The 24,303-nt window shown below is 67.5% G+C and carries 16 protein-coding genes; 6 read left to right on the top strand and 10 right to left on the bottom strand.

The window, feature by feature from the left end:
* Positions 1 to 16: 16 nt before the first annotated feature.
* Positions 17 to 1,834, top strand: a complete 1,818-nt coding sequence (locus BN973_RS06485; RefSeq protein WP_036466670.1) for a hypothetical protein — start codon at positions 17 to 19, stop codon at positions 1,832 to 1,834.
* Between the two features lie 99 nt (positions 1,835 to 1,933).
* Here BN973_RS06485 and BN973_RS06480 read toward each other — a convergent pair whose 3' ends face one another.
* From BN973_RS06480 to BN973_RS06465, 4 genes are all read right to left on the bottom strand, one after another.
* A complete protein-coding gene (locus tag BN973_RS06480; protein ID WP_036466669.1) occupies positions 1,934 to 5,884 on the bottom strand; it encodes a DNA-directed RNA polymerase subunit beta' in 3,951 nt (1,316 codons plus the stop codon).
* 35 nt (positions 5,885 to 5,919) lie between these two features.
* Positions 5,920 to 9,405, bottom strand: a complete 3,486-nt coding sequence (gene rpoB / locus BN973_RS06475) for a DNA-directed RNA polymerase subunit beta (RefSeq protein WP_407067586.1) — start codon at positions 9,403 to 9,405, stop codon at positions 5,920 to 5,922.
* Between the two features lie 443 nt (positions 9,406 to 9,848).
* Positions 9,849 to 10,859 carry an ABC transporter ATP-binding protein gene (locus BN973_RS06470; RefSeq protein WP_036466667.1) on the bottom strand — a complete coding sequence of 337 codons (1,011 nt, stop codon included), beginning with the start codon at positions 10,857 to 10,859 and terminating at the stop codon, positions 9,849 to 9,851.
* A 174-nt stretch (positions 10,860 to 11,033) separates the two neighbouring features.
* Positions 11,034 to 12,560, bottom strand: coding sequence for a carotenoid oxygenase family protein (locus BN973_RS06465; RefSeq protein WP_036466666.1), 1,527 nt, complete (start codon positions 12,558 to 12,560; stop codon positions 11,034 to 11,036).
* Positions 12,561 to 12,654: 94 nt separating this feature from the next.
* Between BN973_RS06465 and BN973_RS06460 the strand changes: the two genes are divergently transcribed.
* On the top strand, positions 12,655 to 13,338 hold the full coding sequence (locus BN973_RS06460) for a TetR/AcrR family transcriptional regulator (protein WP_036466665.1): 684 nt from the start codon (positions 12,655 to 12,657) through the stop codon (positions 13,336 to 13,338).
* A gap of 58 nt (positions 13,339 to 13,396) precedes the next feature.
* On the opposite strand, the gene rplL is transcribed toward BN973_RS06460, so the two are convergent.
* The 3 genes from rplL to BN973_RS06445 all read right to left on the bottom strand — a co-directional run bounded on the left by rplL (position 13,397) and on the right by BN973_RS06445 (position 15,140).
* Positions 13,397 to 13,795 (bottom strand): 50S ribosomal protein L7/L12, encoded by a 399-nt coding sequence (gene rplL, locus BN973_RS06455; protein WP_036466664.1) that lies wholly within the window; start codon positions 13,793 to 13,795, stop codon positions 13,397 to 13,399.
* A 32-nt stretch (positions 13,796 to 13,827) separates the two neighbouring features.
* Positions 13,828 to 14,451 carry a 50S ribosomal protein L10 gene (gene rplJ / locus BN973_RS06450; protein ID WP_036466663.1) on the bottom strand — a complete coding sequence of 208 codons (624 nt, stop codon included), beginning with the start codon at positions 14,449 to 14,451 and terminating at the stop codon, positions 13,828 to 13,830.
* 248 nt (positions 14,452 to 14,699) lie between these two features.
* A complete protein-coding gene (locus BN973_RS06445; RefSeq protein WP_036466662.1) occupies positions 14,700 to 15,140 on the bottom strand; it encodes a DUF1772 domain-containing protein in 441 nt (146 codons plus the stop codon).
* Between the two features lie 57 nt (positions 15,141 to 15,197).
* Here BN973_RS06445 and BN973_RS06440 point away from each other — a divergent pair, with 57 nt between their 5' ends.
* Positions 15,198 to 15,557 (top strand): winged helix-turn-helix transcriptional regulator, encoded by a 360-nt coding sequence (locus BN973_RS06440; RefSeq protein WP_232232032.1) that lies wholly within the window; start codon positions 15,198 to 15,200, stop codon positions 15,555 to 15,557.
* Here BN973_RS06440 and BN973_RS06435 read toward each other — a convergent pair.
* From BN973_RS06435 to BN973_RS06425, 3 genes are read right to left on the bottom strand one after another with little or no spacing between them, the layout of a single operon-like run.
* Positions 15,554 to 16,459 carry an ROK family protein gene (locus BN973_RS06435; RefSeq protein ID WP_036466660.1) on the bottom strand — a complete coding sequence of 302 codons (906 nt, stop codon included), beginning with the start codon at positions 16,457 to 16,459 and terminating at the stop codon, positions 15,554 to 15,556. The two genes, BN973_RS06440 and BN973_RS06435, sit on opposite strands and share 4 nt — an antisense overlap.
* A gap of 5 nt (positions 16,460 to 16,464) precedes the next feature.
* A complete protein-coding gene (locus BN973_RS06430) occupies positions 16,465 to 17,082 on the bottom strand; it encodes a DUF7158 domain-containing protein (RefSeq protein WP_036466658.1) in 618 nt (205 codons plus the stop codon).
* Entirely contained in the window at positions 17,079 to 21,251 is a 4,173-nt protein-coding gene (locus BN973_RS06425; protein ID WP_036466657.1) for a glycoside hydrolase family 38 N-terminal domain-containing protein, read from the bottom strand. The genes BN973_RS06430 and BN973_RS06425 overlap by 4 nt, the downstream gene beginning before the upstream one ends.
* Positions 21,252 to 21,334: 83 nt before the next feature.
* On the opposite strand from BN973_RS06425, the gene BN973_RS06420 reads away from it, so the two are divergent.
* The 3 genes from BN973_RS06420 (at position 21,335) to BN973_RS06410 (ending at position 24,258) form a co-directional block, all read left to right on the top strand.
* Positions 21,335 to 21,922, top strand: coding sequence for a DinB family protein (locus BN973_RS06420; protein WP_036466656.1), 588 nt, complete (start codon positions 21,335 to 21,337; stop codon positions 21,920 to 21,922).
* Positions 21,923 to 22,003: 81 nt separating this feature from the next.
* Positions 22,004 to 23,350, top strand: coding sequence for an ABC1 kinase family protein (locus BN973_RS06415; protein ID WP_036466654.1), 1,347 nt, complete (start codon positions 22,004 to 22,006; stop codon positions 23,348 to 23,350).
* Positions 23,350 to 24,258, top strand: a complete 909-nt coding sequence (locus tag BN973_RS06410) for an alpha/beta fold hydrolase (protein ID WP_036466653.1) — start codon at positions 23,350 to 23,352, stop codon at positions 24,256 to 24,258. The genes BN973_RS06415 and BN973_RS06410 overlap by 1 nt, the downstream gene beginning before the upstream one ends.
* Positions 24,259 to 24,303 lie beyond the last annotated feature (45 nt).

Here is a 24,303-nt window from a genome sequence, read left to right as displayed (position 1 = left end):
TCGGCGGTGGATTCGAATGCCCAACACGCGACAGCTCGACGAATCCGGACTGACGGACACCGATGCCACACTGGACCTGCTGCTTCCGGCGCGCATCCGCGAACTCATCGAGCGCAACTACTACTCGAAGGTGAACGCGAGCCTGACCCTCGAGGAGGTGGCAAAGGATCCGGCGTTCCTAAAGGATCCGATCAGCCACCTGGCGCTGTTCACCGATCACGGCGTGATGCACATGCGCGATGTCGCCCATCGCATTGTCGACATGATCGCCAACGTTTCGGGCGTCAAGATCGCCGAGCGGCCGCGGCGTCGCCTGGACTTCATGACGAGCTACGGCTGCCTGCTGGCCTACGTTCACGACATCGGGATGTCCGACCTGAATCCCTTTGGGCGATTGGTGCATGCGGAGTTCGGCGGCCAGGAGGCTTTCGGCGTGGACTTCGACGAGATCGTCGACATTCTGTGGGAGGAGAACGTCGGCAACCTGGCCTGGCGGGTGCTGCGCCTAACCAGCGCCGGCGTGTTCGACGGGCCCCCGCAACGGATCCTGCGTGAACTCGCGTCGCTGGGCTACGCCCATAGCAAGAGCGCCGTGCCCGCCGCGGTGCTCAACGACACTACGGCACTGCGCGAAAGGATGCTCCACATCCTGAGTCATCCGCTGGAGGCGCTGTATCACGCCAAGCAGCTTACGAAGAGCCGCAGCGACGATGAGCGCACTGTCCACCGAAGCGCGTTGCAGCGCGCGGCGAGGCCGGAGGCGCTGGACGAGCACCGGGCACAGTTGTTGGCCCGCCACTACGACGATTTCGAGAACACCGCCTTTGCCTGGCTGGAAGTCGTTGCGCCGCAAGCCCAAGAGTTCGTCGCCGACATCGTGGACACCATCCGCTGCCTGCGCTGCGCGGATGCCCTGCGACAGCGCGGCACCCACTTGCGCACCTCGGGCAGCTACCAGATTTTCATCGACCAGCGCACGGCGAACGCGGTCTACGCCCTGCATGACCGGGAAGGGCGGACCTACCTTCTCGAGGGCGACAGCCCGCTCAATGCCGGCGAGGCCAACCTCGAGGTCTGCGAAGTCACCCACGAAGGCGACCTGCGCTTCGCCTTTTTTCGGGGCAGCTTCGGTTCGGAGGAGGCGGAGCGCCGCGCGGCGCACAACGCGTCGATCATCGTCGACGACATCCAGGCCGACGTCGTCGACAGCTTCGTCGGTGGGACGGGCGAAAACGGCGGCCGGCGCACCTGCCTGCTGCTTGAACACACCGAAGACAATCCCGAATTCGCGCCGCTGGTAGCCGATTTGGTGATCAACCGCGTTCCGTCGCTCAAGGACCGTGTCGTCTGCGTGCCGGCCCTGCGCAACGCTCCCGAGCTGGAGCGGCGCCGATTCCTGGCGGCCGACGCGCTCGACTGGGACCACGAGCAACGCACGGCCTTGCTGCGCAACGTCGCCAGTCGCGGCTACCGCACCGACCACATCGACCCCGACCTCGGATTCAAAAGCGCACGCCTGAGCCATCTTTCGCCCGGCGAATGCCTGACCGAAGTCGGTGCGCGGGCGAGCTTTGTCTACGTCCCGCTGTCGTTCGGGCTGCGCGGCCGGCCGTCGGGCGGCTACGACTACTTTCGGGTCCACCCGTGGGAGCCGCTGGGCGTCACCGGCGTCGTCCGGGGCGATTTCCGGAATTCCACGGTGGTCGCCGAGGACGACGTGGATGTACTGATCCTGCCGAAGGACGTTTACCTTCGGCACTGGCACCGCAACTACACGCCGGCGGAGTTCTCCGACCTGATCCGCGCGATGGTGCAACCGAATCCGCGAACGTGAAGCTAACTTCACGCTCGGCGGCCAGGCGAGAGCGCACGAAAAAGCCTCGGCCGCAACGAAAAAGCCCCGGGCGTAAACCCGGGGCTTTTCGTTGTCGAACTAGCGGTAGTCGCTGTAACCGTAGTCGTCCAGCGGAACCGCGGCACCCGTGGCCTGACCGAAGTCCGGGCTGTAGTACTGATCCTCGTAGGACGGGATCGTGTACGCCGCGGCGCGGGCCTCCTCGGTCGGCTGCACCTGGATGTTGCGGTACCGGTTGATTCCGGTACCGGCCGGGATCAGCTTTCCGATGATCACGTTCTCCTTCAGACCGTTGAGCTTGTCGCTGCGGCAGTTGATCGCCGCATCGGTCAGCACTCGCGTGGTCTCCTGGAACGACGCCGCACTCAGCCACGAGTCGGTGGCGAGGCTCGCCTTCGTGATACCCATCAGCACCGGACGTCCGGCCGCGGGCTCGCCGCCCTCGGCCACCACCCGACGGTTCTCCGCCTCGAACTCCGCACGGTCGATCAGCGAACCCGGCAGGAACTCGGTCGAGCCGGAGTCGATGATGGTGACGCGGCGCAGCATCTGGCGCACGATCACCTCGATGTGCTTGTCGTGAATGGACACACCCTGAGCGCGGTAGACCTCCTGGACCTCGCGGACCAGGTGGATCTGCACCTCGCGGGGCCCCTGCACGCGCAGCACCTCGTGCGGATCGGCCGAGCCTTCCATCAGCTGCTGGCCCACCTCGACGTGGTCACCGTCGGAAAGCACTCGCTCGGAACCGTCTTCGTGCTTGAACACACGCAGCCGCTGCCGCTTGGAGAGCTTGTCGTAGACGACTTCCTCGCCACCGTCGTCGGGAACGATGGTGATCTTGTAGAAGCGCTCGCCGTCCTCGAGCTGAACCCGCCCGGTGACGTCGGCGATCGGCGCCTTGCCGCGCGGCACCCGGGCCTCGAACAGCTCCTGCACCCGCGGCAGACCGCCGGTGATGTCCTCACCGACACCACCCTGGTGGAAAGTACGCATGGTCAGCTGGGTACCGGGCTCACCAATGGACTGCGCGGCCACGATACCGACGGCCTCGCCGATGTCGACCAGCTTTCCGGTCGCCATCGAACGCCCGTAGCAAGTCGCACACACACCGGTACCGGTGGTGCACGTCAGCACCGAACGCACCTTGATCTGCGTGATGCCCGCGGCCAGCAAGGCCTCGATCGACGGATCACCCAGGTCCTCACCGCGCGCGACCACGACGTTGCCGGCCTCGTCGACCGCGTCGGCGCCCAAAGTCCGTGCGTACGCCGATGTTTCGATGTACGGGTCACGGATCAGGGTGCCGTCGGGCTGACGCTCGGCCAGCTCGACGATGATGCCGCGCTCGGTCTCGCAGTCGTGCTCACGGACGATGACGTCCTGCGAAACGTCCACCAGACGACGGGTCAGGTACCCCGAGTCGGCGGTACGCAACGCGGTGTCGGCCAAGCCCTTTCGAGCACCGTGCGTGTTGATGAAGTACTCCAGCACGGTCAGGCCTTCGCGGAACGACGACTTGACCGGACGCGGGATGAACTCACCCTTCGGGTTGGTCACCAGACCCTTCATGCCGGCCAGCGTTCGGGTCTGGGTGAAGTTACCCGTGGCGCCCGAGTCGACGATCGTGATGATCGGGTTGTCGGCCGGGTAGTGCTCCCGCAGCGCCTTACCGACCTCGTCGGTGGCTTCCTTCCAGATCTCCACCAGCGCTTCGTTGCGCTCGTCGTGGTTCAAAGCACCACGCTGGAACTGCTTTTCGACCTTGTCGGCCCGGTCCTCGTAGTGGTCGAGGATCTCCTTCTTGCGCGGCGGAACCAACACGTCGGCCATCGAGACCGTGACACCGCTGCGGGTCGCCCAGTAGAAACCGGCGTCCTTGAGCTTGTCGACGGTCTGCGCGACCACGATCATCGGGTAGCGCTCGGCCAGGTCGTTGATGATGGCGGCCTGCACCTTCTTGTGCATCTGCTTGTTCACGAACGGATAGCCGAGCGGCAGCAGCTCGTTGAACAACACCCGACCCAGGGTCGTCTCGGCCATCCAGGAATCGCCCGGCTGCCAACCGTTCTGGCCGAACAACTCGGCCTCGATCTCGGCCGGCGGACGCAACTGCGTCAACCGCACCTTGATCGCCGCACGCACCGAGAGCAACCCGCGGTCGGACGCCATGATCGCCTCGGCCGGCGAGGAGTACACACCCTGCTCCGGCTGGTCGTCGGTGGCCGCGCGGTATTCGCCTTCGGCCCCGGCCACCTCGGTGGTCAGGTAGTACAGCCCGGTCACCATGTCCAGACGCGGCATGGCCAGCGGGCGGCCGGACGCGGGCGACAGGATGTTGTTGGAAGACAGCATCAGGATGCGAGCCTCGGCCTGCGCCTCGGCGCTCAGCGGCAGGTGCACCGCCATCTGGTCACCGTCGAAGTCGGCGTTGAACGCCTCACACACCAACGGGTGCAGCTGAATGGCCTTGCCTTCCACCAGCATCGGCTCGAAAGCCTGGATGCCGAGGCGGTGCAGGGTGGGCGCGCGGTTCAGCAGCACCGGGTGCTCGGCGATGACCTCTTCGAGCACGTCCCACACCTGGGGACGCTGGCGCTCGACCATGCGCTTGGCGCTCTTGATGTTCTGCGCGTGGTTGAGGTCGACCAGCCGCTTCATCACGAACGGCTTGAACAGCTCCAGCGCCATCAGCTTGGGCAGACCGCACTGGTGCAGCTTGAGCTGCGGGCCGACCACGATGACCGAACGGCCCGAGTAGTCGACACGCTTGCCGAGCAGGTTCTGCCGGAACCGGCCCTGCTTACCCTTGAGCAGATCCGACAGCGACTTGAGCGGACGGTTACCCGGCCCGGTGACCGGGCGGCCGCGACGGCCGTTGTCGAACAGCGCGTCCACGGACTCCTGCAGCATCCGCTTCTCGTTGTTGACGATGATCTCGGGTGCACCGAGGTCGATCAGCCTCTTGAGGCGGTTGTTGCGGTTGATCACGCGGCGGTACAGGTCGTTCAGGTCACTCGTGGCGAACCGGCCACCGTCGAGCTGCACCATCGGGCGCAGCTCGGGCGGGATCACCGGCACCGCGTCGAGCACCATGCCCATCGGCGAGTTGCCCGACTGCTGGAACGCCGCGACCACCTTCAGCCGCTTCAGAGCACGAAGCTTCTTCTGCCCCTTACCGTTTCGGATGACGTCACGCAGGATGTCGGCCTCGGCGTCGATGTCGAAGTTCTCGATCAGCTTCTGGATCGACTCCGCACCCATGGCCCCGGTGAAGTACTCGCCGTAGCGGTCGACGAGTTCGCGGTAGAGGTTCTCGTCAACGATCAGCTGCTTGGGAGCCAGCTTGGTGAACGTCGTCCAGATGTCCTCCAGCCGGTCCAGCTCGCGCTGGGCACGGTCGCGAATCTGGCGCATCTCACGCTCGCCGCCATCCCGAACCTTGCGGCGCGCATCGGCTTTCGCGCCCTCGGCCTCCAGCTCGGCCAGGTCGGCCTCCAGCTTCTGCGCACGGGCTTCCAGGTCGGCATCGCGCTGGTCCTCAACGGCCTTGCGTTCCACCACCATTTCGGCCTCGAGCGTCGAAAGCTCGTTGTGCCGCATCTCGTCGTCGACCGCGGTGATCACGTAGGCGGCGAAATAGATGATCTTCTCGAGATCCTTCGGCGCCAGGTCGAGCAGGTACCCCAGGCGCGAAGGCACGCCCTTGAAGTACCAGATGTGCGTGACCGGTGCGGCCAGCTCGATGTGTCCCATCCGCTCGCGACGCACCTTGGCCCGAGTCACCTCGACGCCACAGCGCTCGCAGATGATGCCCTTGAAGCGAACCCGCTTGTACTTGCCGCAGTAGCACTCCCAGTCGCGAGTCGGTCCGAAGATCTTCTCGCAGAACAGGCCGTCCTTCTCGGGCTTGAGCGTGCGGTAGTTGATCGTCTCCGGCTTCTTGACCTCGCCGTAAGACCATTGCCTGATGTCCTCCGCCGTCGCCAGGCCGATACGGAGTTCATCGAAGAAGTTGACGTCGAGCACGTAACTCCCTTTCCCCTTGCGGGTTTAGTAACTAATTAAGCCAGATCCTCAACGGACGCAGATTCGTTGCGGGACAAGTTGATTCCCAGGTTCGCGGCGGCGCGCTCCAGGTCCTCGTCCTCGCCCTCGCGCAGCTCAATGGCCGCGCCGTCGGACGACAGCACCTCAACGTTGAGGCACAGCGACTGCAGCTCCTTGAGCAACACCTTGAACGACTCGGGGATACCCGGCTCGGGGATGTTCTCGCCCTTGACGATCGCCTCGTAGACCTTGACCCGGCCGACGGTGTCGTCGGACTTGATGGTCAACAGCTCCTGCAGCGTGTACGCCGCCCCGTAGGCCTGCATGGCCCAGCACTCCATCTCACCGAACCGCTGACCACCGAACTGCGCCTTACCACCCAACGGCTGCTGGGTGATCATCGAGTACGGACCGGTGGAGCGGGCGTGGATCTTGTCGTCCACCAGGTGGTGCAGCTTCATGATGTACATGTAGCCAACGGTCACCGGGTACGGGAACGGCTCGCCGCTGCGGCCATCGAACAGCCGCGCCTTGCCGTCGGCGTCCACCATGACGTCGCCGTCGCGGTTGGGCAGCGTGCAGGACAGCAGACCCTGCAGCTCCTCCTCCTTGGCGCCGTCGAACACCGGGGTCGACACCGTCTGGTCGGGCTGCGCATGGCGCAGGCCTTCCGGCAGGTTCGCCGCCCACTCGGGGGAACCCTCGATGTTCCAGCCGGCCTTGGCGACCCACCCGAGGTGGGTTTCCAGGATCTGGCCGATGTTCATCCGTCGCGGCACACCGTGGGTGTTCAGGATGATGTCCACCGGGGTGCCATCGGGCATGAACGGCATGTCCTCGACCGGCAGGATCTTGCCGATGACGCCCTTGTTGCCGTGGCGTCCGGCGAGTTTGTCGCCGTCGGAGATCTTGCGCTTCTGGGCCACGTAGACGCGGACCAGCTCGTTGACACCGGCGGGCAGTTCGTCGTCGTCCTCGCGGGAGAACACCCGAATGCCGATCACCTTGCCGGACTCCCCGTGCGGCACCTTCAGCGAGGTGTCGCGGACCTCGCGGGCCTTCTCACCGAAGATCGCCCGCAGCAGCCGCTCTTCCGGCGTCAGCTCGGTCTCACCCTTCGGGGTGACCTTGCCGACCAGGATGTCGCCGTCACGAACCTCGGCGCCGATCCGCACGATGCCACGCTCGTCCAAGTCGGCGAGCACCTCATCGGAGACGTTCGGGATGTCCCGGGTGATCTCCTCGGCGCCCAGCTTGGTGTCGCGGGCATCGATCTCGTGCTCCTCGATGTGGATCGAGGTGAGCACGTCCTCCTCAACCAGGCGGTTGGAGAGGATGATCGCGTCCTCGTAGTTGTGGCCTTCCCACGGCATGACCGCCACCAGCAGGTTCTTGCCGAGGGCCATCTCACCGTTTTCGGTGCACGGACCGTCGGCGATCACCTGGCCGGCCTCGACGCGGTCGCCCGCGTCGACGATCGGCGACTGGTTGGCGCAGGTGCCGTGGTTGGACCGGGCGAACTTGCGCATCCGGTAGGTGTGCCGGGTGCCGTCGTCGGCCATCACGGTGATGTAGTCGGCGGACACCTCCTCGATCACACCGGCCTTGTCGGCCACCACCACATCGCCGGCGTCGATCGCGGCGCGCAGCTCCATACCGGTACCGACCAGCGGCGCCTCGCTGCGCACCAGCGGAACCGCCTGGCGCTGCATGTTGGCGCCCATCAGGGCACGGTTGGCGTCGTCGTGCTCGAGGAACGGGATCATGGCCGTGGCCACCGACACCATCTGGCGCGGCGACACGTCCATGTAGTCGACCTCGGACGACGGCACGTACTCGACCTCGCCCGCCTTCCGGCGGACCAGGACACGCGACTCCTCGAACCGGCCGTCGGCGTCGATCGGCGAGTTGGCCTGCGCCACGACGTGGCGGTCCTCCTCGTCGGCGGTCAGGTAGTCGATCTGGTCGGTGACCACACCGTCGACCACCTTGCGGTACGGCGTCTCGATGAACCCGAACGGGTTGACCCGCGCGTACACCGACAGCGAACCGATCAGACCGATGTTCGGACCCTCGGGGGTCTCGATCGGGCACATCCGGCCGTAGTGCGACGGGTGCACGTCACGAACCTCGAGGCCCGCGCGCTCACGCGACAGACCGCCCGGTCCCAGCGCCGAGAGGCGGCGCTTGTGGGTGAGCCCGGACAGCGGGTTGTTCTGGTCCATGAACTGGGACAGCTGGCTGGTGCCGAAGAACTCCTTGATCGCGGCCACGACGGGACGGATGTTGATCAGGGTCTGCGGCGTGATGGCCTCGACGTCCTGCGTGGTCATCCGCTCACGGACGACGCGCTCCATCCGGGACATACCGACCCGGATCTGGTTCTGGATCAGCTCACCGACGGTGCGCAGGCGGCGGTTGCCGAAGTGGTCGATGTCGTCGGTCTCCACCGGAACCTCGGTGCCGCCGGGAACCGTCATGGTCGGCTGGCCCTCGTGCAGGCGCACCAGGTACTCGATGGTGGCGACGACGTCCTCTTCGGTCAGCGTCGACGACGTGATCGGTTCGCCGGCGTGCAGGCCGAGCTTCTTGTTGACCTTGTAGCGGCCGACGCGGGCCAGGTCGTAGCGCTTCTCCTTGAAGAACAGGTTCTCCAGCAGGGTCTGCGCGGACTCCTTGGTCGGCGGCTCGCCCGGGCGCAGCTTGCGGTAGATGTCCAGCAGCGCCTCGTCGGTGCCGGCGGTGTTGTCCTTCTCCAGCGTCGACATCATGATCTCGGAGAAGCCGAACCGCTCGTGAATCTGCTCGTTGGTCCAGCCCAGCGCCTTGAGCAGCACGGTGACCGGCTGGCGACGCTTGCGGTCGATGCGCACCCCGACGGTGTCGCGCTTGTCGACGTCGAACTCCAGCCACGCCCCGCGGCTCGGAATCACCTTGACGCTGTGCAGCAGCTTCTCGGTCGACTTGTCGATCGACTCGTCGAAATACACGCCGGGCGAGCGGACCAGCTGGCTGACCACGACGCGCTCGGTCCCGTTGATGATGAAGGTGCCTTTTTCGGTCATCATCGGGAAGTCACCCATGAAGACCGTCTGGCTCTTGATCTCACCGGTGTTGTTGTTGATGAACTCGGCCGTGACGAACAGCGGCGCCGCGTACGTCATGTCCTTGTCTTTGCACTCGTCCACCGGCGCCTTGACTTCGTCGAAGCGGGGGTCGGAGAACGACAGCGACATTGAGCCCGAGAAGTCCTCGATGGGCGACAACTCGTACAGCACCTCTTCGAGGCCACCGACCGGGTTGACGTCCCCGCGGGCGGAGGCGATCTCGCGCCAACGCGGCGAACCGATCAACCACTCAAAGGAGTCGGTCTGCACGTCGAGAAGCCCCGGAACCTCGAGCGGTTCGCGAAGCTTGGCGAAAGATACTCGGTCAGGTGCTCCCGGCACGGAGTTGTTAGAACTAGAGGAGTCCGTCTTGCTCTGGCGAGAATCTGCCAAGATGCATCCTTCCAGCACCTCGTGCGACTGACGAGAACCGGGACAACCGGACCTGTTCGCCGCAAATCATTTCGGTTTAAGCCGGCGAACGAACTGCTCGAGCCTCACGCGCGCAACTAAATAGCTGAACCACAGAGGGGGCTCAGGCTAAGACCACGGTGTCAGGTGGCGGGTGAGGTGGGCAGGAAGTAGCCAGCGCAACGTCCAACAATAGCGCAGGCGCGCGCATTCCTCAACTACCCATCCCGGGGGATAGACGCTGGCTGGCATCTCGAATTGCCCGTGGGTACATGCTGCCCAACAGATTGACCTGTGCACGCGTATTCGTCAAGAGGAAGGGGCGGCAAGTTGTCAGTGAATTCCTCTGCCCACGGCTTCCCACAGGTACAACCAGGCCCGACCACCGCGAGCCGTGGTGATCGGGCTGGTGGGTCAGACGACGGTCAGTCGCCGAACTCGTGCGCTTGGTACTTGTGCGTGCCCTCGAGGTCGTCGAGGATGGCCGCTTGTGCTTTCTTGGGCAGGGTGTGCAGCATCTCGCGTACCCGGGCCTGGCGGCGTGCCACACCCTTGCGTTCGGGCATCCCGGGGGTTGCGGTGATCTGTGGTGGCACGCCCTCGATCTCCTCGGTGCCGCCGGCGTGGTGACCCGCGTCGAGCAGTGCCTGCTCTTCGGCCATGGTCGCCTCGTCCTTTTCCTCGGACATGCCGATCGGCCCGATCCGCCGGCCGTTGAGGAACTGGCGCACCACCGGCTCGTCGCTGGTCAGCAGCACCTCGCGCGGCCCGAACATGACCAGGTGCTTGCGGAACAGCATGCCGATGTTGTCCGGCACCGTGCGGGCGATGTTGATGTTGTGCGTCACGATCAGGATGGTCGCGTCGATCTGGGCGTTGATGTCCAGGATCAGCTGGCTCAAATAGGCGGTACGGACCGGGTCCAGACCGGAGTCGGGCTCGTCGCACAGAATGATCTGCGGGTCGAGCACCAGCGCGCGGGCCAGGCCGGCACGCTTGCGCATACCACCGGAGATCTCGCCGGGGAACTTCTTCTCGTCACCGCCGAGGCCCACCATGCTCAGCTTCTCCATGACGATGTCACGGATCTCGCTTTCCTTCTTCTTGGTGTGCTCCCGCAGCGGGAACGCGGTGTTGTCGTAGAGGTTCATCGAGCCGAACAGCGCGCCGTCCTGGAACAGCACCCCGAACAGCGTGCGGATCTCGTAGAGCTCCTTGGCCGAACACTCGATGATGTCGGTGCCATCGATGACAATCGAGCCACGTTCCGGACGAAGCAGGCCGATCAACGACTTCAAGAACACCGACTTGCCAGTACCCGACGGGCCCAGCAAAACGCTGACCTCCCCGGCGGGGATATCCAGGGTCACGTCTTCCCAAATCCTCGAGGAACCAAAGGACTTCGTCAGACCACTGACCTCGATAGCGACGCCCATAGGGAATCCTTCCGTCGACGCATGCTGCCACCTGCCCCTTTGTGTGGCATGAGTCACTGTAGCGCACGCCTGGGAGCACACAGCATGGTTGCACAGCACCGGGGCGAAAAATTCGCCGACCTGAGACCCACCCCTGCAGGCAGGCTAACGGTCCTGACAGTAACGGTAAAGGGGTCAGACGGAAGGCGCCCAGTTGCCGTGGAAACCCATCGGGACCCGCTGCGGTAGGTGCACCGTGGCGATCGACTCGAGGCTCTGAGCGTCCAGCAGCAGCAATTGCCCCTCGTCACGGCCGCGGTGATAGGCGTAGCCCATCAGGACGCCGTCGTCCTCGGCGCGCTCCCCCGACCCGTTTGTCGGGTTGGGCACAAAGGACATCTCGCCGAGCAGAAGATCGGCGTCCAGCGGCGCGACGGTGCTTGATCCCGTCGCGTAGTCGTGCTTGTAGAGTGCCGAGGTCATCTCGGTCGCGCCACCGGAGAGGTAGCCGCCGTCCAGCCCGACGGCGTAGCCGAACCGGTGCCGGCCGCCCAGCAGGGTCTCGTCGATGCGCGGGAACTCCTGGGGACGATCGTCGCGGCGTTCGGTGCTCATCGCACCGGTGGCCAGGTTGATCGTCCAGCGATCCAGCGTCGGCCGGCTGTCGCCGGGACCGCGCAGATCGCGGTCGAACATCCGCGAGTAGCTGCACACGTCGAGCACCAGGACCTCTTCTTTTGTTCGGGCCCCATCGCGCATCTCCGAGTAGGCGTTGAGCGGATGGAAGACGTAGCAGGGTTCGATGTCGAACCAGCGCACGTCATCGTTGCCCCCTTCGCGGGGCATGACCCCGATCCGCGCCGGGTAGCTGTCCTTCCAGCTGTAGGGCATCCGATGCATCGGCTGCCGGTTGCGGTTGAGCGCTGTCGTCAGCGGGCTGGGAATCCGGACCCGGCCGAGCACCGACTGCAACACCAGGCGGGCCGGCGAACTCAGCCAGCGCGGCGCGTTGGCCGGCACGACCTGCATGGGGTCGAACGTCACCGGCAGGTCGTAGATCACCACGTACTTGTCGGTCAGGGAGAAGTCGTGCATCATCGGCGACCCGGTCACTTCGATGTCGACGGTGCGCCGGGCGCGGCCGTCGGTGTCGATGACCGAGTACTGCACGCTGCGCCCGCGTCCGAAGCAGTAGGACACCGCGTGCAGCTCACCGGTGTGCGGATCCCGGTGCGGGTGGGCGGTGTAGCCGCCGAACAGGGTGCCGTCGAAGTCGCAGGGCCCGACGGTGTCCAGGTCGTCGGTGAGCTCGTAGTTGGCCCCGCCGCCCTCGACGAGCGCCAGCGTCCGGCCGGCGTGAGTCAGCACGTTGGTGTTGGGCCCGACCGACAGCATCCCGGCGCGCGGGTTCAGCCCCTGGGGCTCGGGCTCGCCGAGCGCGGCGCACGCGGGCGGCGTGCGGACCCAGCGGTTGCGGTACCAGCAGGCCTTGCCGTCGCGCAGCGCGACCCCATGCACCATCGCATCGCCGGTGAACCAGTGGTAGGTGGCCGGGTCGACCTCCGCGGCCGGGTTGGGTCCGTTGCGCAGGTAGCGCCCGTCCAGGTGGTCTGGGATCTGCCCCGTGACGCGCAGGTCGGTCGCGGTCACTTCGGCGCTCACCGGCGCCAGGAAGCCTTCGAGATACGGGTTCTCGGATTTGGTCGTCTGTGTGGAAGTCATGGCTGAACTCCTATAACATTGATATTTCAGCGTTATTGCGACAGTACGCCGGCGATGAAAAGATGGCAAGGCCTCATCGGAGATAGTGGGAGCGATGACTTCGGAAGTTCAGCGCAATGTGCGCAGTGTTCGTCATGAGATGCTGCACGCCGCGGTCGGCCTGCTCGACAGCGACGGCCCCGACGCCCTGCAGACCCGCAAGGTGGCCAGCGCCGCGGGGACCTCGACAATGGCCGTGTACACCCATTTCGGCGGCATGCGGGCGCTGATCGCGGCGGTCGCCGAGGAGGGGTTACGGCAGTTCGACGAGGCCCAGACCGTGCCGCGGACCGACGACCCGGTCGCCGACCTGTTCCTCACCGGCGCCGCCTATCGCCGCTACGCGATCGAGCGGCCACACATGTACCGGCTGATGTTCGGCAGCACCAGCGCGCACGGCATCAACGCGCCGGCCGGCAACGTCCTGACGCTGACGGTGGCCGAGATCGAGCAGCACCACCCCAGCTTCGCGCACGTGGTGCGCGTGGTGCGCCGGTGCATGTTGGCCGGCCGGATCACCGTCGGCGGCGCCGACGACGACGCGTCCGTGGTGGGCACCGCGGCGCAGTTCTGGGCGCTGATTCACGGATTCGTGATGCTGGAGCTGGCCGGCTATTACGGCGACGACGGCTCGGCCGTCGCCCCGGTGCTCACCACGATGACCTCGAATCTGCTTGTCGCCCTGGGAGATACGGCGGAGCGGGTAGCGCAGTCGGTGCAGGCGGCGTTTCCCGGCTGAACACACGAAACCCCCGGGACCCGATTGACCGGGGCCCCGGGGGCTTGCGCGAGTCGAACTACTTGACGGTGACGGTCGCGCCGGCGGCCTCGAGCTTGGTCTTGGCCTCGTCGGCGGCTTCCTTGGCGACCTTCTCCAGCAACGGCTTGGGCGCGCCGTCGACCAGGTCCTTGGCTTCCTTCAGACCCAGGCCGGAGACGATCTCTCGGACCACCTTGATGACGCCGATCTTCTTGTCGCCGGCGGCTTCGAGGATGACGTCGAACTCCGACTGCTCCTCGGCGGCCTCGGCGGGCGCGCCACCGGCGGCGGCACCACCACCGGCAGCGGCGACCGCGACCGGGGCGGCCGCGGTGACCTCAAAGGTCTCCTCGAACTTCTTCACGAAGTCCGACAGCTCGAGGAGCGTCATTTCCTTGAAGACGTCGAGCAGGTCATCGGTAGAGATTTTTGCCATGGTGTGGGTCCTTCCTAATGTGGGTTTTTGGGTTATTCGGCGTCAGCCGGTGTTTCGGCGGGTGCTGCCGCCTCGGCGGGTGCTTCCGCAGCGGCTGCTTCGGGAGCGGGTTCTGCGGCCGGGGCCGCCGCGGCAGCCGGGTCGGCGGCCTTCTTCTCCTGCAGGGCGGCCGCGAGGCGGGCGAACTGCGAAACCGGCGCGTTGAACAGGCCGGCGGCCTTGGCGAGGTTGCCCTTCATGGCACCGGCCAGCTTGGCCAGCAGCACCTCGCGGGATTCCAGGTCGGCGATGCGCTCGACCTCGGCCACCGTCAACGGGTGACCGTCCATGTAGCCACCCTTGATGACCAGCGCCTTGTTCTCCTTGGCGAAGGTCTTGATGGCCTTGGCGGCGTCGACGGGCTCGCCGCTGACGAACGCGATGGCCGTCGGGCCCACGAACAGCTCGTCGAGACCCTCGATGCCCGCTTCCGAAGCCGCCCGCTTGATCAGCGTGTTCTTGGCCACGGTGTAGGTGGCCGACCCCGCCAGCGAGCGGCGCAGCTCAGCCAGGTTGGCCACCGTCAGACCGCGGTAGTCGGTGATGACGGTCGCGGTCGAGGCGCTGAACTGCTCGACAATGTCCGCAACGGCGGTGGCCTTGTCGGCTTTGGCCATGCATGCCTCCTCGGTTAAAAGTCATGTGTCGTCGGTGATCACCCGAGGAACGACGAACGCCCCGGCGCAGGAAGCGGCACGGGGCGTTGAGATACACCGGCGCACGCGCCGGCGGTAATGCCTCGTCCTCCTGCGTGGGCCGCCGGGACGTTCCCGGACCTTCGACCGATTGCTCGGTGACCGACGGTCTTCGGTGGATCGGGACCAAGGATAGCGTGACAATCCGCCGTCGGCCAAAACGGCGGATCTCAGCTGACGGCGACGCCCAGCAGAGCAAACAGGACCAGCAGCACGAGCACCCGCAGCCAATGCAGACGGTCCCAACGAGCCGCCAATTCGCGCGACAGCTCGCCGGTCACCGGCCACTTCGCGATGCGGTTGTTGATCGGCACCAGCATCGTCACCGTCAACAGCACGACGGCGGCCAGCAGGCCCGCGGCCACGCCACACAGCCAGCCGCTCATCGTGCCCCAGCCGCGGGCGGCCGCGACGGCCAGGGCCAGCAGGGTGCCCATGTACCAGAACGGCATCACCGCACCCAGCACCCGAGCGGCCCGGCCGCGGGCGGCTCGGAACGCGTCGTCGGGCAGCCGCGCGAACAGCGGATTGAAGAACGCCGCGACCGAAAACTCCACCCCCACCATCGGCCCGGTGATCACCAAGGCCAACGCGTTCAGCATGTCGCTCATGAGAACGACCCTGGCTGTTATGCTGACAAATATCAAGGTACTGACAAATTAGTCAGCATGGGTACAGGGCCGGGAGCTGCGATGGCGGTGTCGAAAAAAGAAGTCAGCGACTGCCCGATCGACGCCGCGCTGTCGGTGATCGACGGCCGCTGGAAGGGCACGATCCTGTGGCGGCTGTGCGACGGGCCGATGCGCACCGCCGAGCTGCGCCGCAGCATCCCCGGAATCACCGAGCGGATGCTGATCCGGCACCTGCACGAACTGGTCGACGCCGGAATCATCGACCGCCACGACGCCCGCACGGTTCCGCCCTGCGTGCACTATTCGATTTCCGAGTACGGCATGACGCTGGCGCCGGTGCTAGAGAATCTGTGCGATTGGGGCCGAAAGCATATGCAGCGCAACGCGGTTGGCTAAGCCCCCGCGAGCCGGGCCGCGCCGACCAAGCCGGCCTGGGCGCCCAACGCGGCGGGCACCACACGTAGCCCGGCCAGAAAGTCCAGCCCGGCATAGTCGGCCAGCGCCGCGCGAAGCGGGTCGAACAGCAGGCCACCGGATTGCGCCACGCCTCCCCCGACGACGACGAGGTCCAGGTCGCAGACCGCGGCCACCGAGGCGATCATCATCGCCAGCGCGGTGGCGCCCCTGGAAAATGCGCGCACCGCGACCTCGTCGCCGGCGTTCGCCGCGGCGGCCAGCTCGCGCGCGCCGGCGCCTGCCGGTGCGGACCAGCCGTTGGCCCGCGCCCAGCGCACCAGCCACGGCCCCGCCGCCACCGTCTCGACGCAGCCGTGGCCGCCGCACGTGCAGGGCTGACCGTCTCGTTCGACGACGACGTGGCCGACGTGGCCGGCATTGCCGGTGCGCCCGGTGTAGGGCGCGCCGTTGAGCACCAAGCCGCCGCCGACGCCGGTCGAGACCACCATCGCCAACAGGAAGCCCGCGCCCCGCCCCGCGCCCTGCCACTGCTCCCCCAGCGCCATGCACACCCCGTCACCACCGAGGCGCACCGGCACCCCGGGTACCGCGGCCACGACCCGATCCCGTAACGGAAAGCCTTGCCAGCCTTCGATATTGATTGGGCTGACCGTTCCGTTGGGCAGGTCGATGGGCCCGGCCGAAGCGATTCCCACCGCACGGACCGGACCCCCGGCCGCCGCCAAGGACTCGGCGATCATCGCGGCGACCACGTCCCACACCTGCTCGGCCGAACCGTTCGGCGGGGTGGGCCGGGTGCCGGTATAGACTAGCGCTCCGTCGGAATCCACAAGGCCCGCAGCGATTTTCGTGCCGCCGATGTCCAGACACAGGGTCAGCATGGCGATCAGTGCCGGTGGGTGTTGTCGGGCTGGCGCGGGTCGCCGGGATGCTCGTACCCCGCGGCGAGCTCGACCAGCGCGGCCCGTCGCTCGTCCAGCCACAGCCGGAAGGCGCGACGGCGTGCGGCGCCGCGCAGATGCTCGGTGACCGCGGCACGCACCTGTGCCAGCGGCGGCTCGGCGCAGGCCGGGGCGCGCCAGCCGTGGCGGTCCGGGTTCGCCGCGGCGAACCGCAGCGGATTGCGGGCGTGGTAGTCGGCCACCTGGTGATCGCTGACCCGCACGGTCGCGGTCACATCGACGAACAGTGCCCGGGCCCGCGGGTCGGCCAGCGCCGCCGCGGCCACGCTGCCGATCTCCAGCCGGGCCGTCACGTCGGGCAGCAGCTCCGCCTCGGTCGGCACGTCGCACACCGTCAATCCGCGGGCGGCCACCTCCGCGGCGACCACCCGTTCGGTCACCAGCAGTTGCACCAGCCAGCGCCGCAGCTGGCGGCCCTCGCCGGTGCCGCGGGCCGGCAGCGCCGCGGCATGGGGGCCGGTGCGCAATCGCGCCTCGGCCGCGTCGACCTCCTCGACCGCGACGGGCGCGCCCGCGACGGTGGCGACCGGGTGCGCGCTCATGTCACGGTCACCCGCACCGCCGGCGAGTACACCAGCCGTCCGGCGCAACCGACCCGGATCAGGGCCCACCACTGGCCGGGTTCCAGCCAGGCGGGTGGGCTGACATCGAAGCCGAACTCGACGCTGCCGCGGGCCGGCAGCACCGCACCCGCCGACGCCGGGCCGATCCACTCCCAGGTGCCCCAGGGGCTGATCAGGTGGGCCTCCGCGGAGAGCTCCGCCGCGGCATGGCTGCCGATCGTCACGGCCACCCGGGCGGTCTGTCCGGCGCACAGCGCGACCTCCTCGGGTCCGTCGACGAGGTAGATCAGCTCGGTGTCCTGGTCCGCACCGACCCCGACGACGGTGACGTCCTCGACGGTCTGGCGCCAGGCGGCCGGGACCCCCTCGCCGGTGACGCGCAGCTGCGCCCGGATCGGGTACTGGCCGGGCTCGGCATCGGCCGGGACCGCGAGCACCACGTCGGCCTCCCGGTGCTCGCCGCTGCCCAGGGTGAACGGCAGCTCGGCGGGTGTCGCCGCCCAGCCGTCCGGACATGCCAGCACGACGACGCCGTGCAGCTCGGCGTCGGTGCAATCGCTGGCCGCGGTGAGCCGCAGGGTCAGCTCGCCGCCCGGTTCGGCGGTCGCGCGCTGCGGGTGCAGGTGCGCGACGGCCGGCAGCCCGCCCAGCGGCGCCGGGCCGCGGTTGTGCAGCCAGTAGCGCGCGTAGAGCGGCTGGACGATCTCGGCTTCCGGGCCCAGCGGCGTGGGCTCGTCGAATGCCCTGGGGACCTCGAGCCGGGCCAGCACGGTTGCGACCTGGTAGCCGTCCAGCTCGATCGATCGCTTGCGGGTCTGCGGCGTTTCCAGCAGGTCGGCGAGCTGCAGCGCGCCCAGCTTGCCCAGGCTGGAGTCGATCTTCACCCGGGTGCGGGCGCCCGTCGATTCGACCAGCCGCAGCGCGACCGCGCCGGGGTCGACGGGCGCGGCGCGGCCCGCCGGCAGCGGGTTACCGGCCGCCTTGCAGGCCCCGAGCTGAACGGTGCCGGCCGGTTCGATGTGTAGCAGCGACCCGGTGGGCGGCAGGTCGCCTCGCCGTCGATCCGGGAAGACGGCGCGCAGCGGATGGGAGAACTGCGCGCTGCGCGCCGGGATCTGGGCGTGGCGCCAGTCGCCGTCGCCGCAGACGAGCGCGTAGTCGAAATGGTGTGTCCAGTGCTGGAGTTGGAAGTTCGAGCCGTCGGGCGCGGTGCGGCGCGGTTCGTCGATCCAGGTGCCCGACGGCCAGCCGGTGCACGACCGCAACAGCGCGGTGTGCAGCGTGCCGTCGGTGTCGACGGCGAAGCTCGGGACGCCGCGGTTGAGCAGCGCGACGGTACGGGATTCGAAGGGTTCGGCGCCGGTCGCGGCCCGCTGTTTGACGACGATCTCGGCGTCTTCCAGATCGGCTGCCAGCGCGGCGATTTCGGTGTCGAGACGCTTTTCGTCGGAGCCGTCGATCACCAGCACCGGCAGCGCGCGCACCCCGCTCAGGTCGGCCCCGGGCAGCCAGGCCGCCGCCAACGGCGTCGCCGCGGGCACCCACACCCTGCCCCGGCCCCGCTTGGACAGCTGACGTTCGAGTTCGTTCGCGTACTCCGGATCGGCCTCGGCCAGTACCGCTTTGGTGAAGGCGTTGCGATCGGGCCCGCCCAGCGCGATGCGGACGTCGGGCAGGTTGGAGTCGACGGCGAGGTTGCCGTAGCGCGGTTTGTCGGCGCCGCTGCAGGTGGCCGTCACGCCGGCGCGGGCCAGCGCGACCATCAGCTCGCGCGCCAGCGGCCCGGACGACGCTTCCGACGGCGATACCACCTCGGCCACGGATACCGCGCGAATATCTTTGGCTCCCAATCGAATCCGCGCGGCAGACGAGAGACCGAACCAGCCGTAGGCCGGGTTGTCCAGCGTCCACGGCAGGTGCTCGGTGTCCACGGAGCGGGGCCCGTCGTGCAGCAACGCGAAACCGCGGCCGACGACGGCGTCGCCCACCTCGCTGACCGGCATGGCGCCCGGCACCGGACACGGCCAGCGCAACCGCAGCAGGCGATCCTCGCCGGTGAACTCGTCGACGGTGGTGCGGCAGTCCACCCGCCCCACCCCGTTCCACAGCGTCAATGTCTGTGTGTAGCAGAGCAATTCGCCGATTCTACCCCGCACGACCAGCCGTTGACCCAGCGGTCCGCGGTACGCCCGCACCTGCGCCGGCGATTCCGACGAGCCCACCACCGGCCCCTTGGGCAGCAGATGCCACGGGCCCTCGCCCTGCGTCGGGTGGGCCGGGTATTCGTCGTAGACGGCGAGTTCGTTGCCCACCCGCCCGTCCGCGATCAATTCACGCCCGTCGTGAACCAACGACACCACCGCCCCGCCGCGGTCCGGGTCGGCCGTCAATCGGTAGTGCTCGTTTTCGATCTCGTGCCCGGGCAGCGGCTCCCAGCCGGTCGGCTCGCCCGCGGGAACCAGGCGATAGCTGCGCCAGCCCAGCGATCCGACTTCGCGGGCCAGCCAGGTGACCGACCGCCCGTCGTGCTCGACCAGCGCGGGCAGCTCGACACCATCGGCGTCGCGCACCCGCACCCCCGCGGACAGCGGCGGATCGACCCGGGCGGTGACGACGTCGGTGCGTTGCTGCGTCAGCGGATTCCAGACGACCACATCACCGCCGATCGCGCCGGACAGCAACGCCAGGGAGTTGTCGCGGGTCGCGCGGCCCAGCTCCCAGGCGTCGCGCCAGCCGGTCAGCAGGTCGAGGTAGACCTGGTCGGACTCGGAGCCGGTGATCGCGTCGTGGTGTGCGCCGTAGGCCAGCTGCACCCACGCCTTGGCCAGCGCGGCGTGCGGGTAGTCGGCGCCGGTGGCCAGCGCGGCGAACACCGCGTAGCGCTCGGCGTCGAGCACCGCGTTTTCGGCGGCGCGGTTGGCTTGTTTGGTGTCGATGTAGGACACGTCCTTGCCGGTGTAGATCGGGTTCATGTCGCGCGTCTGCGGCGACGGCATCCCCCCTTTTTCGGGCCCCCGCTCGTCCAGCTCGGCGCGCACCGCGGCGAAGAACTCCTTCGGCAGCGCGCACACGAATCGCGGCCAGGTGTAGCGCGCGGCCCAGTCCCGGTGGATTTCGGTGACCCACTTGTTCGGCGGGGTGTAGTCGGTGCCCACCGGCAGCAGCACATTGCGGGTCAGGGCGACCGTCTTGAGCTGATCGAACACCGCGTACGTGGCGTCCTGCGCCTCGGCCAGCGACGCCGCCGAGTCCATCCCCCAGCCCGCCCCGTAGTGCGCCGGCATGTAGTGGGTGAGCAGGCCCCGCCCGGACGGCGAAATCCATTCGAACTCACTGCAGAACTGCATGCCCTCGACACCGCCGGAGTGGGTCGGGCCCCACTGGTGGTGCGGGCCCCGGGCCCACGAGCTCGACGTCAGCCCGGCGTCGGCGGCCATCCCGGGAAACTGCGGGTCGTGGCCGAACACGTCGAGCTGCCAGGCGGTGGCCGGATCGGCGCCCAGTACGTCGCGCTGAAAACCGATGCCGTGCACCAGGTTTCGGATCGTCGTCTCCGGACTGGTGAGATTGGTGTTGGGTTCGTTGTAGGTGCCGCCCATGATCTCGACCCGGCCTTCGGCGATGAAGCGGCGCAGGTCGGCGCGGTCCTCGGGGTGGGTGTCCCAATACGGCTTGAGGTAATCCACCTCGGCCAGCACGAATTTGTACTCGGCCTCGCGGCGGGCCATTTCCAGATGCGCGTGCACCAATTCGAAACCGTTGGTCTGGCGCCCTTTCCCGGGCGGGTCCTCACGCCATTCGCTGGTATAGGCGCCCTGGGTGTTCCACCAGACCGGGTCGTAGTGGAAATGGCTGACCATGAACATGGTCCAGCCGGGCTCGGCCACGGTGAATCCGAACCGCACACTCTGGTCGCCGGCGCGCACCCGGGCGGCGCGGCGCTCACCGACGACCCGCCGCTGCACCGTCACCGCGACCTCGACGGCCTCGTCGCCCTGCTCGGCGATCGCCTCCCCCCGCAGACCGTCGCCGTCGATGCGCAGCGGCGTCGGCTCGGCCACCCCGCCGACGGCAACCCTGACCAGCTGCAGCGGCGTGTCCGGCGGCCCCACGAACAGCTCGGTCGACTGCGCCGAAATCAGCTGCATGCCCGCACCTTACGTTGCTCGACTACAAACGTGTCACCCCTTGCTGCAAAGCTGGTTGGGGACGTCAACCAGGAGGATTGATCATGCCAGCCCTCGCCCCGCCGGTAACCGACGAACGCAGCGCGCTGCGCGAATATCTGGCCTTCCACCAAAGCTCCTACTTCGCGGTGTGCTACGGCCTCACCGACGAGCAGGCCCGGTCCTCGCCGTCGGCGAGTGCGCTGTCGGTCGGCGGGTTGGTCAAGCACGTGACACGGATGCAACGCAGCTGGATGGCACGCGTCGCGGCCGCGCCGGACGCGGCACCGAAGGATCCCCGGCCGTTCGACGCCGAAGCGTTCGCCGACCAGCACGTGATGCGGCCCGACGAGACGCTGGACGGACTGCTGCGGGAGTTCGCCGAACAGAACGCGACATCGCTGCGGCTGGTCCAGACCGTGGACCTCGACGCGGCCGTGCCGGTGCCTCGCGATGTTCCGTGGTTCCCGAAAGACGTGGACGCGTGGTCGGTGCGCTGGGTGATCCTGCATGTCATCAACGAGTTGGCCCGGCATGCGGGGCACGCCGACATCGTCCGGGAAACCATCGACGGAGCCACCATGTACGACCTGATCGCCGGGCTGGAAGGCTGGGACATCGAGGGCTGGGTCACACCGTGGCGGAAGGCGTGAAACCAGACACGAGCGGGTAAAAAGCCTGCTCACCGCCCGGCGATTTGGGCGTCGGCACCCCCGGTTTGGCAGACTGCTGGGATGAGTTCAACCAAACACCGTGAGGTGGCCAGGCTGGACCGGGTGCCACTGCCGGTGGAAGCGGCGCGGGTCGCGGTCACCGGTTGGCAGGTCACTCGCTCCGCCGCTCGCGTGCTCACCGCGCTGCCGGGCAAGGGGCCGTGGCAGCAGAAGGTGATCAAGCAGCTCCCCCAAACCTTCGCCGATCTGGGTCCGACGTATGTGAAGTTCGGGCAGATCATCGCCTCCAGCCCGGGTGCGTTCGGCGAATCGCTGTCCCGCGAATTCCGCGGCCTGCTCGACCGGGTGCCGCCGGCCGACTCCGAGCAGGTGCACAAGCTGTTCGTCGATGAGCTCGGCGCCGACCCGGCCGAGCTGTTCGCCAAGTGGGATGAGACGCCGTTCGCCTCGGCGTCCATCGCCCAGGTGCACTACGCCACGCTGCACAGCGGCGAGGAGGTCGTGGTCAAGATCCAGCGTCCGGGTATCCGCCGCCGGGTCGCCGCCGACCTGCAGATCCTGAAGCGGTTCGCCCAGGCCGTCGAGCTGGCCAAGCTGGGCCGCCGGCTTTCGGCGCAGGACGTGGTCGCCGACTTCGCCGCGAACCTGGCCGAGGAGCTGAACTTCCGCCTCGAGGCGCAGTCGATGGAGGCGTGGGTCTCGCACCTGCACGTGTCGCCGCTGGGCCGCAACATCCGGGTGCCGACGGTGCACTGGGACTTCACCAGCGACCGGGTGCTGACGATGGAGCGGGTGCAGGGCATCCGCATCGACGACGTGGCCGCCATCCGCAAGGCCGGGTTCGACGGCGTCGAACTGGTCAAGGCGCTGCTGTTCTCGCTCTTCGAGGGCGGGCTGCGGCACGGGCTGTTCCACGGCGACCTGCACGCGGGCAACCTCTACGTCGACGATCAGGGCCGCATCGTGTTCTTCGACTTCGGGATCATGGGCCGCATCGACCCGCGGACCCGCTGGCTGCTGCGCGAACTGGTGTACGCCTTGCTGGTCAAGAAGGACCATGCCGCGGCCGGCAAGATCGTCGTGCTGATGGGTGCCGTCGGAACGGTCAAGCCCGAAGCCCAGGCCGCCAAGGACCTGGAAAAATTCGCCACCCCGTTGACCATGTCGACGCTGGGCGACATGTCGTACGCCGACATCGGCCGGCAGCTGTCGACGCTTGCCGACGCGTACGACGTCAAGCTGCCGCGCGAGTTGGTGTTGATCGGTAAGCAGTTCCTCTACGTCGAGCGGTACATGAAGCTGCTCGCACCGAAGTGGCAGATGATGTCCGACCCGCAGCTGACCGGGTACTTCGCCAACTTCATGGTCGAGGTCGGCCGCGAGCATTCCTCCGACGTGGAGGTCTGATGGAAATCCGCACCGGCTACGCGAGTTCCGCCGGCGACCTGAAGCTCTACTACGAGGACATGGGCGACATCGACGACCCGCCCGTGCTGCTGATCATGGGGCTCGGCGCCCAGCTGCTGCTGTGGCGAACGGAGTTCTGCGAGCGGATGGTCGGCCACGGCCTGCGCGTAATCCGTTACGACAACCGGGATGTCGGCCTGTCCAGCAAGACCGAGCACCGCAGTGTCGGCCAGCCGTTGGTCACCCGATTGGGCCGCTCCTGGGCGGGCCTGCGCAGCAAGGCGACGTACACGCTCGAGGACATGGCCGACGACGCCGCCGCCGTGCTGGACCATCTGGGCATCGAGGCGACCCACGTCGTCGGCGCATCGATGGGCGGGATGATCGCTCAGGTCTTCGCCGCGCAATTCGCCTATCGGACAAGGACTCTCGGCGTTCTGTTCTCCAGCAACAATTCGGCGTTCCTGCCGCCCCCGGCGCCCCGCGCATTGCTGGCGCTGCTCAAGGGCCCGCCGCCGAGCTCGCCCCGCGAGGTGATCCTGGACAACGCGGTCCGGGTGAGCAGGATCATCGGCAGCCCGGGTTACCCCATCCCCGACGAGCAGGTGCGCGCCGAGGCCGCGGAAGGGTACGACCGCAATTACTACCCGCAAGGCATCGCCAGGCAATTCGGCGCGATCCTGGGCAGCGGCAGCCTGCGGCACCACGACCGGCGCATCAAGGCGCCGACCGTTGTCATCCACGGCCGGTCCGACAAGCTGATGCGGCCCTTCGGCGGACGCGCGATCGCGCGCGCAATAAGCGGAGCCCGATTGGTGTTATTCGACGGAATGGGACATGATCTGCCACAGCAACTGTGGGATCCGGTGATCGGCGTTTTGACGGGTAATTTTGCCGAGGCCAGCTGAGCCAAGTCGACCAGACAGCTTCGGCGTTTTAAATTCGTCACGACT

This window comes from Mycobacterium triplex (assembly GCF_000689255.1).
Classification (GTDB): Bacteria; Actinomycetota; Actinomycetes; order Mycobacteriales; family Mycobacteriaceae; genus Mycobacterium; species Mycobacterium triplex.
Note: the sequence above shows the minus strand (reverse complement) of the source record. Positions and strands in the feature narration are given on the sequence as shown.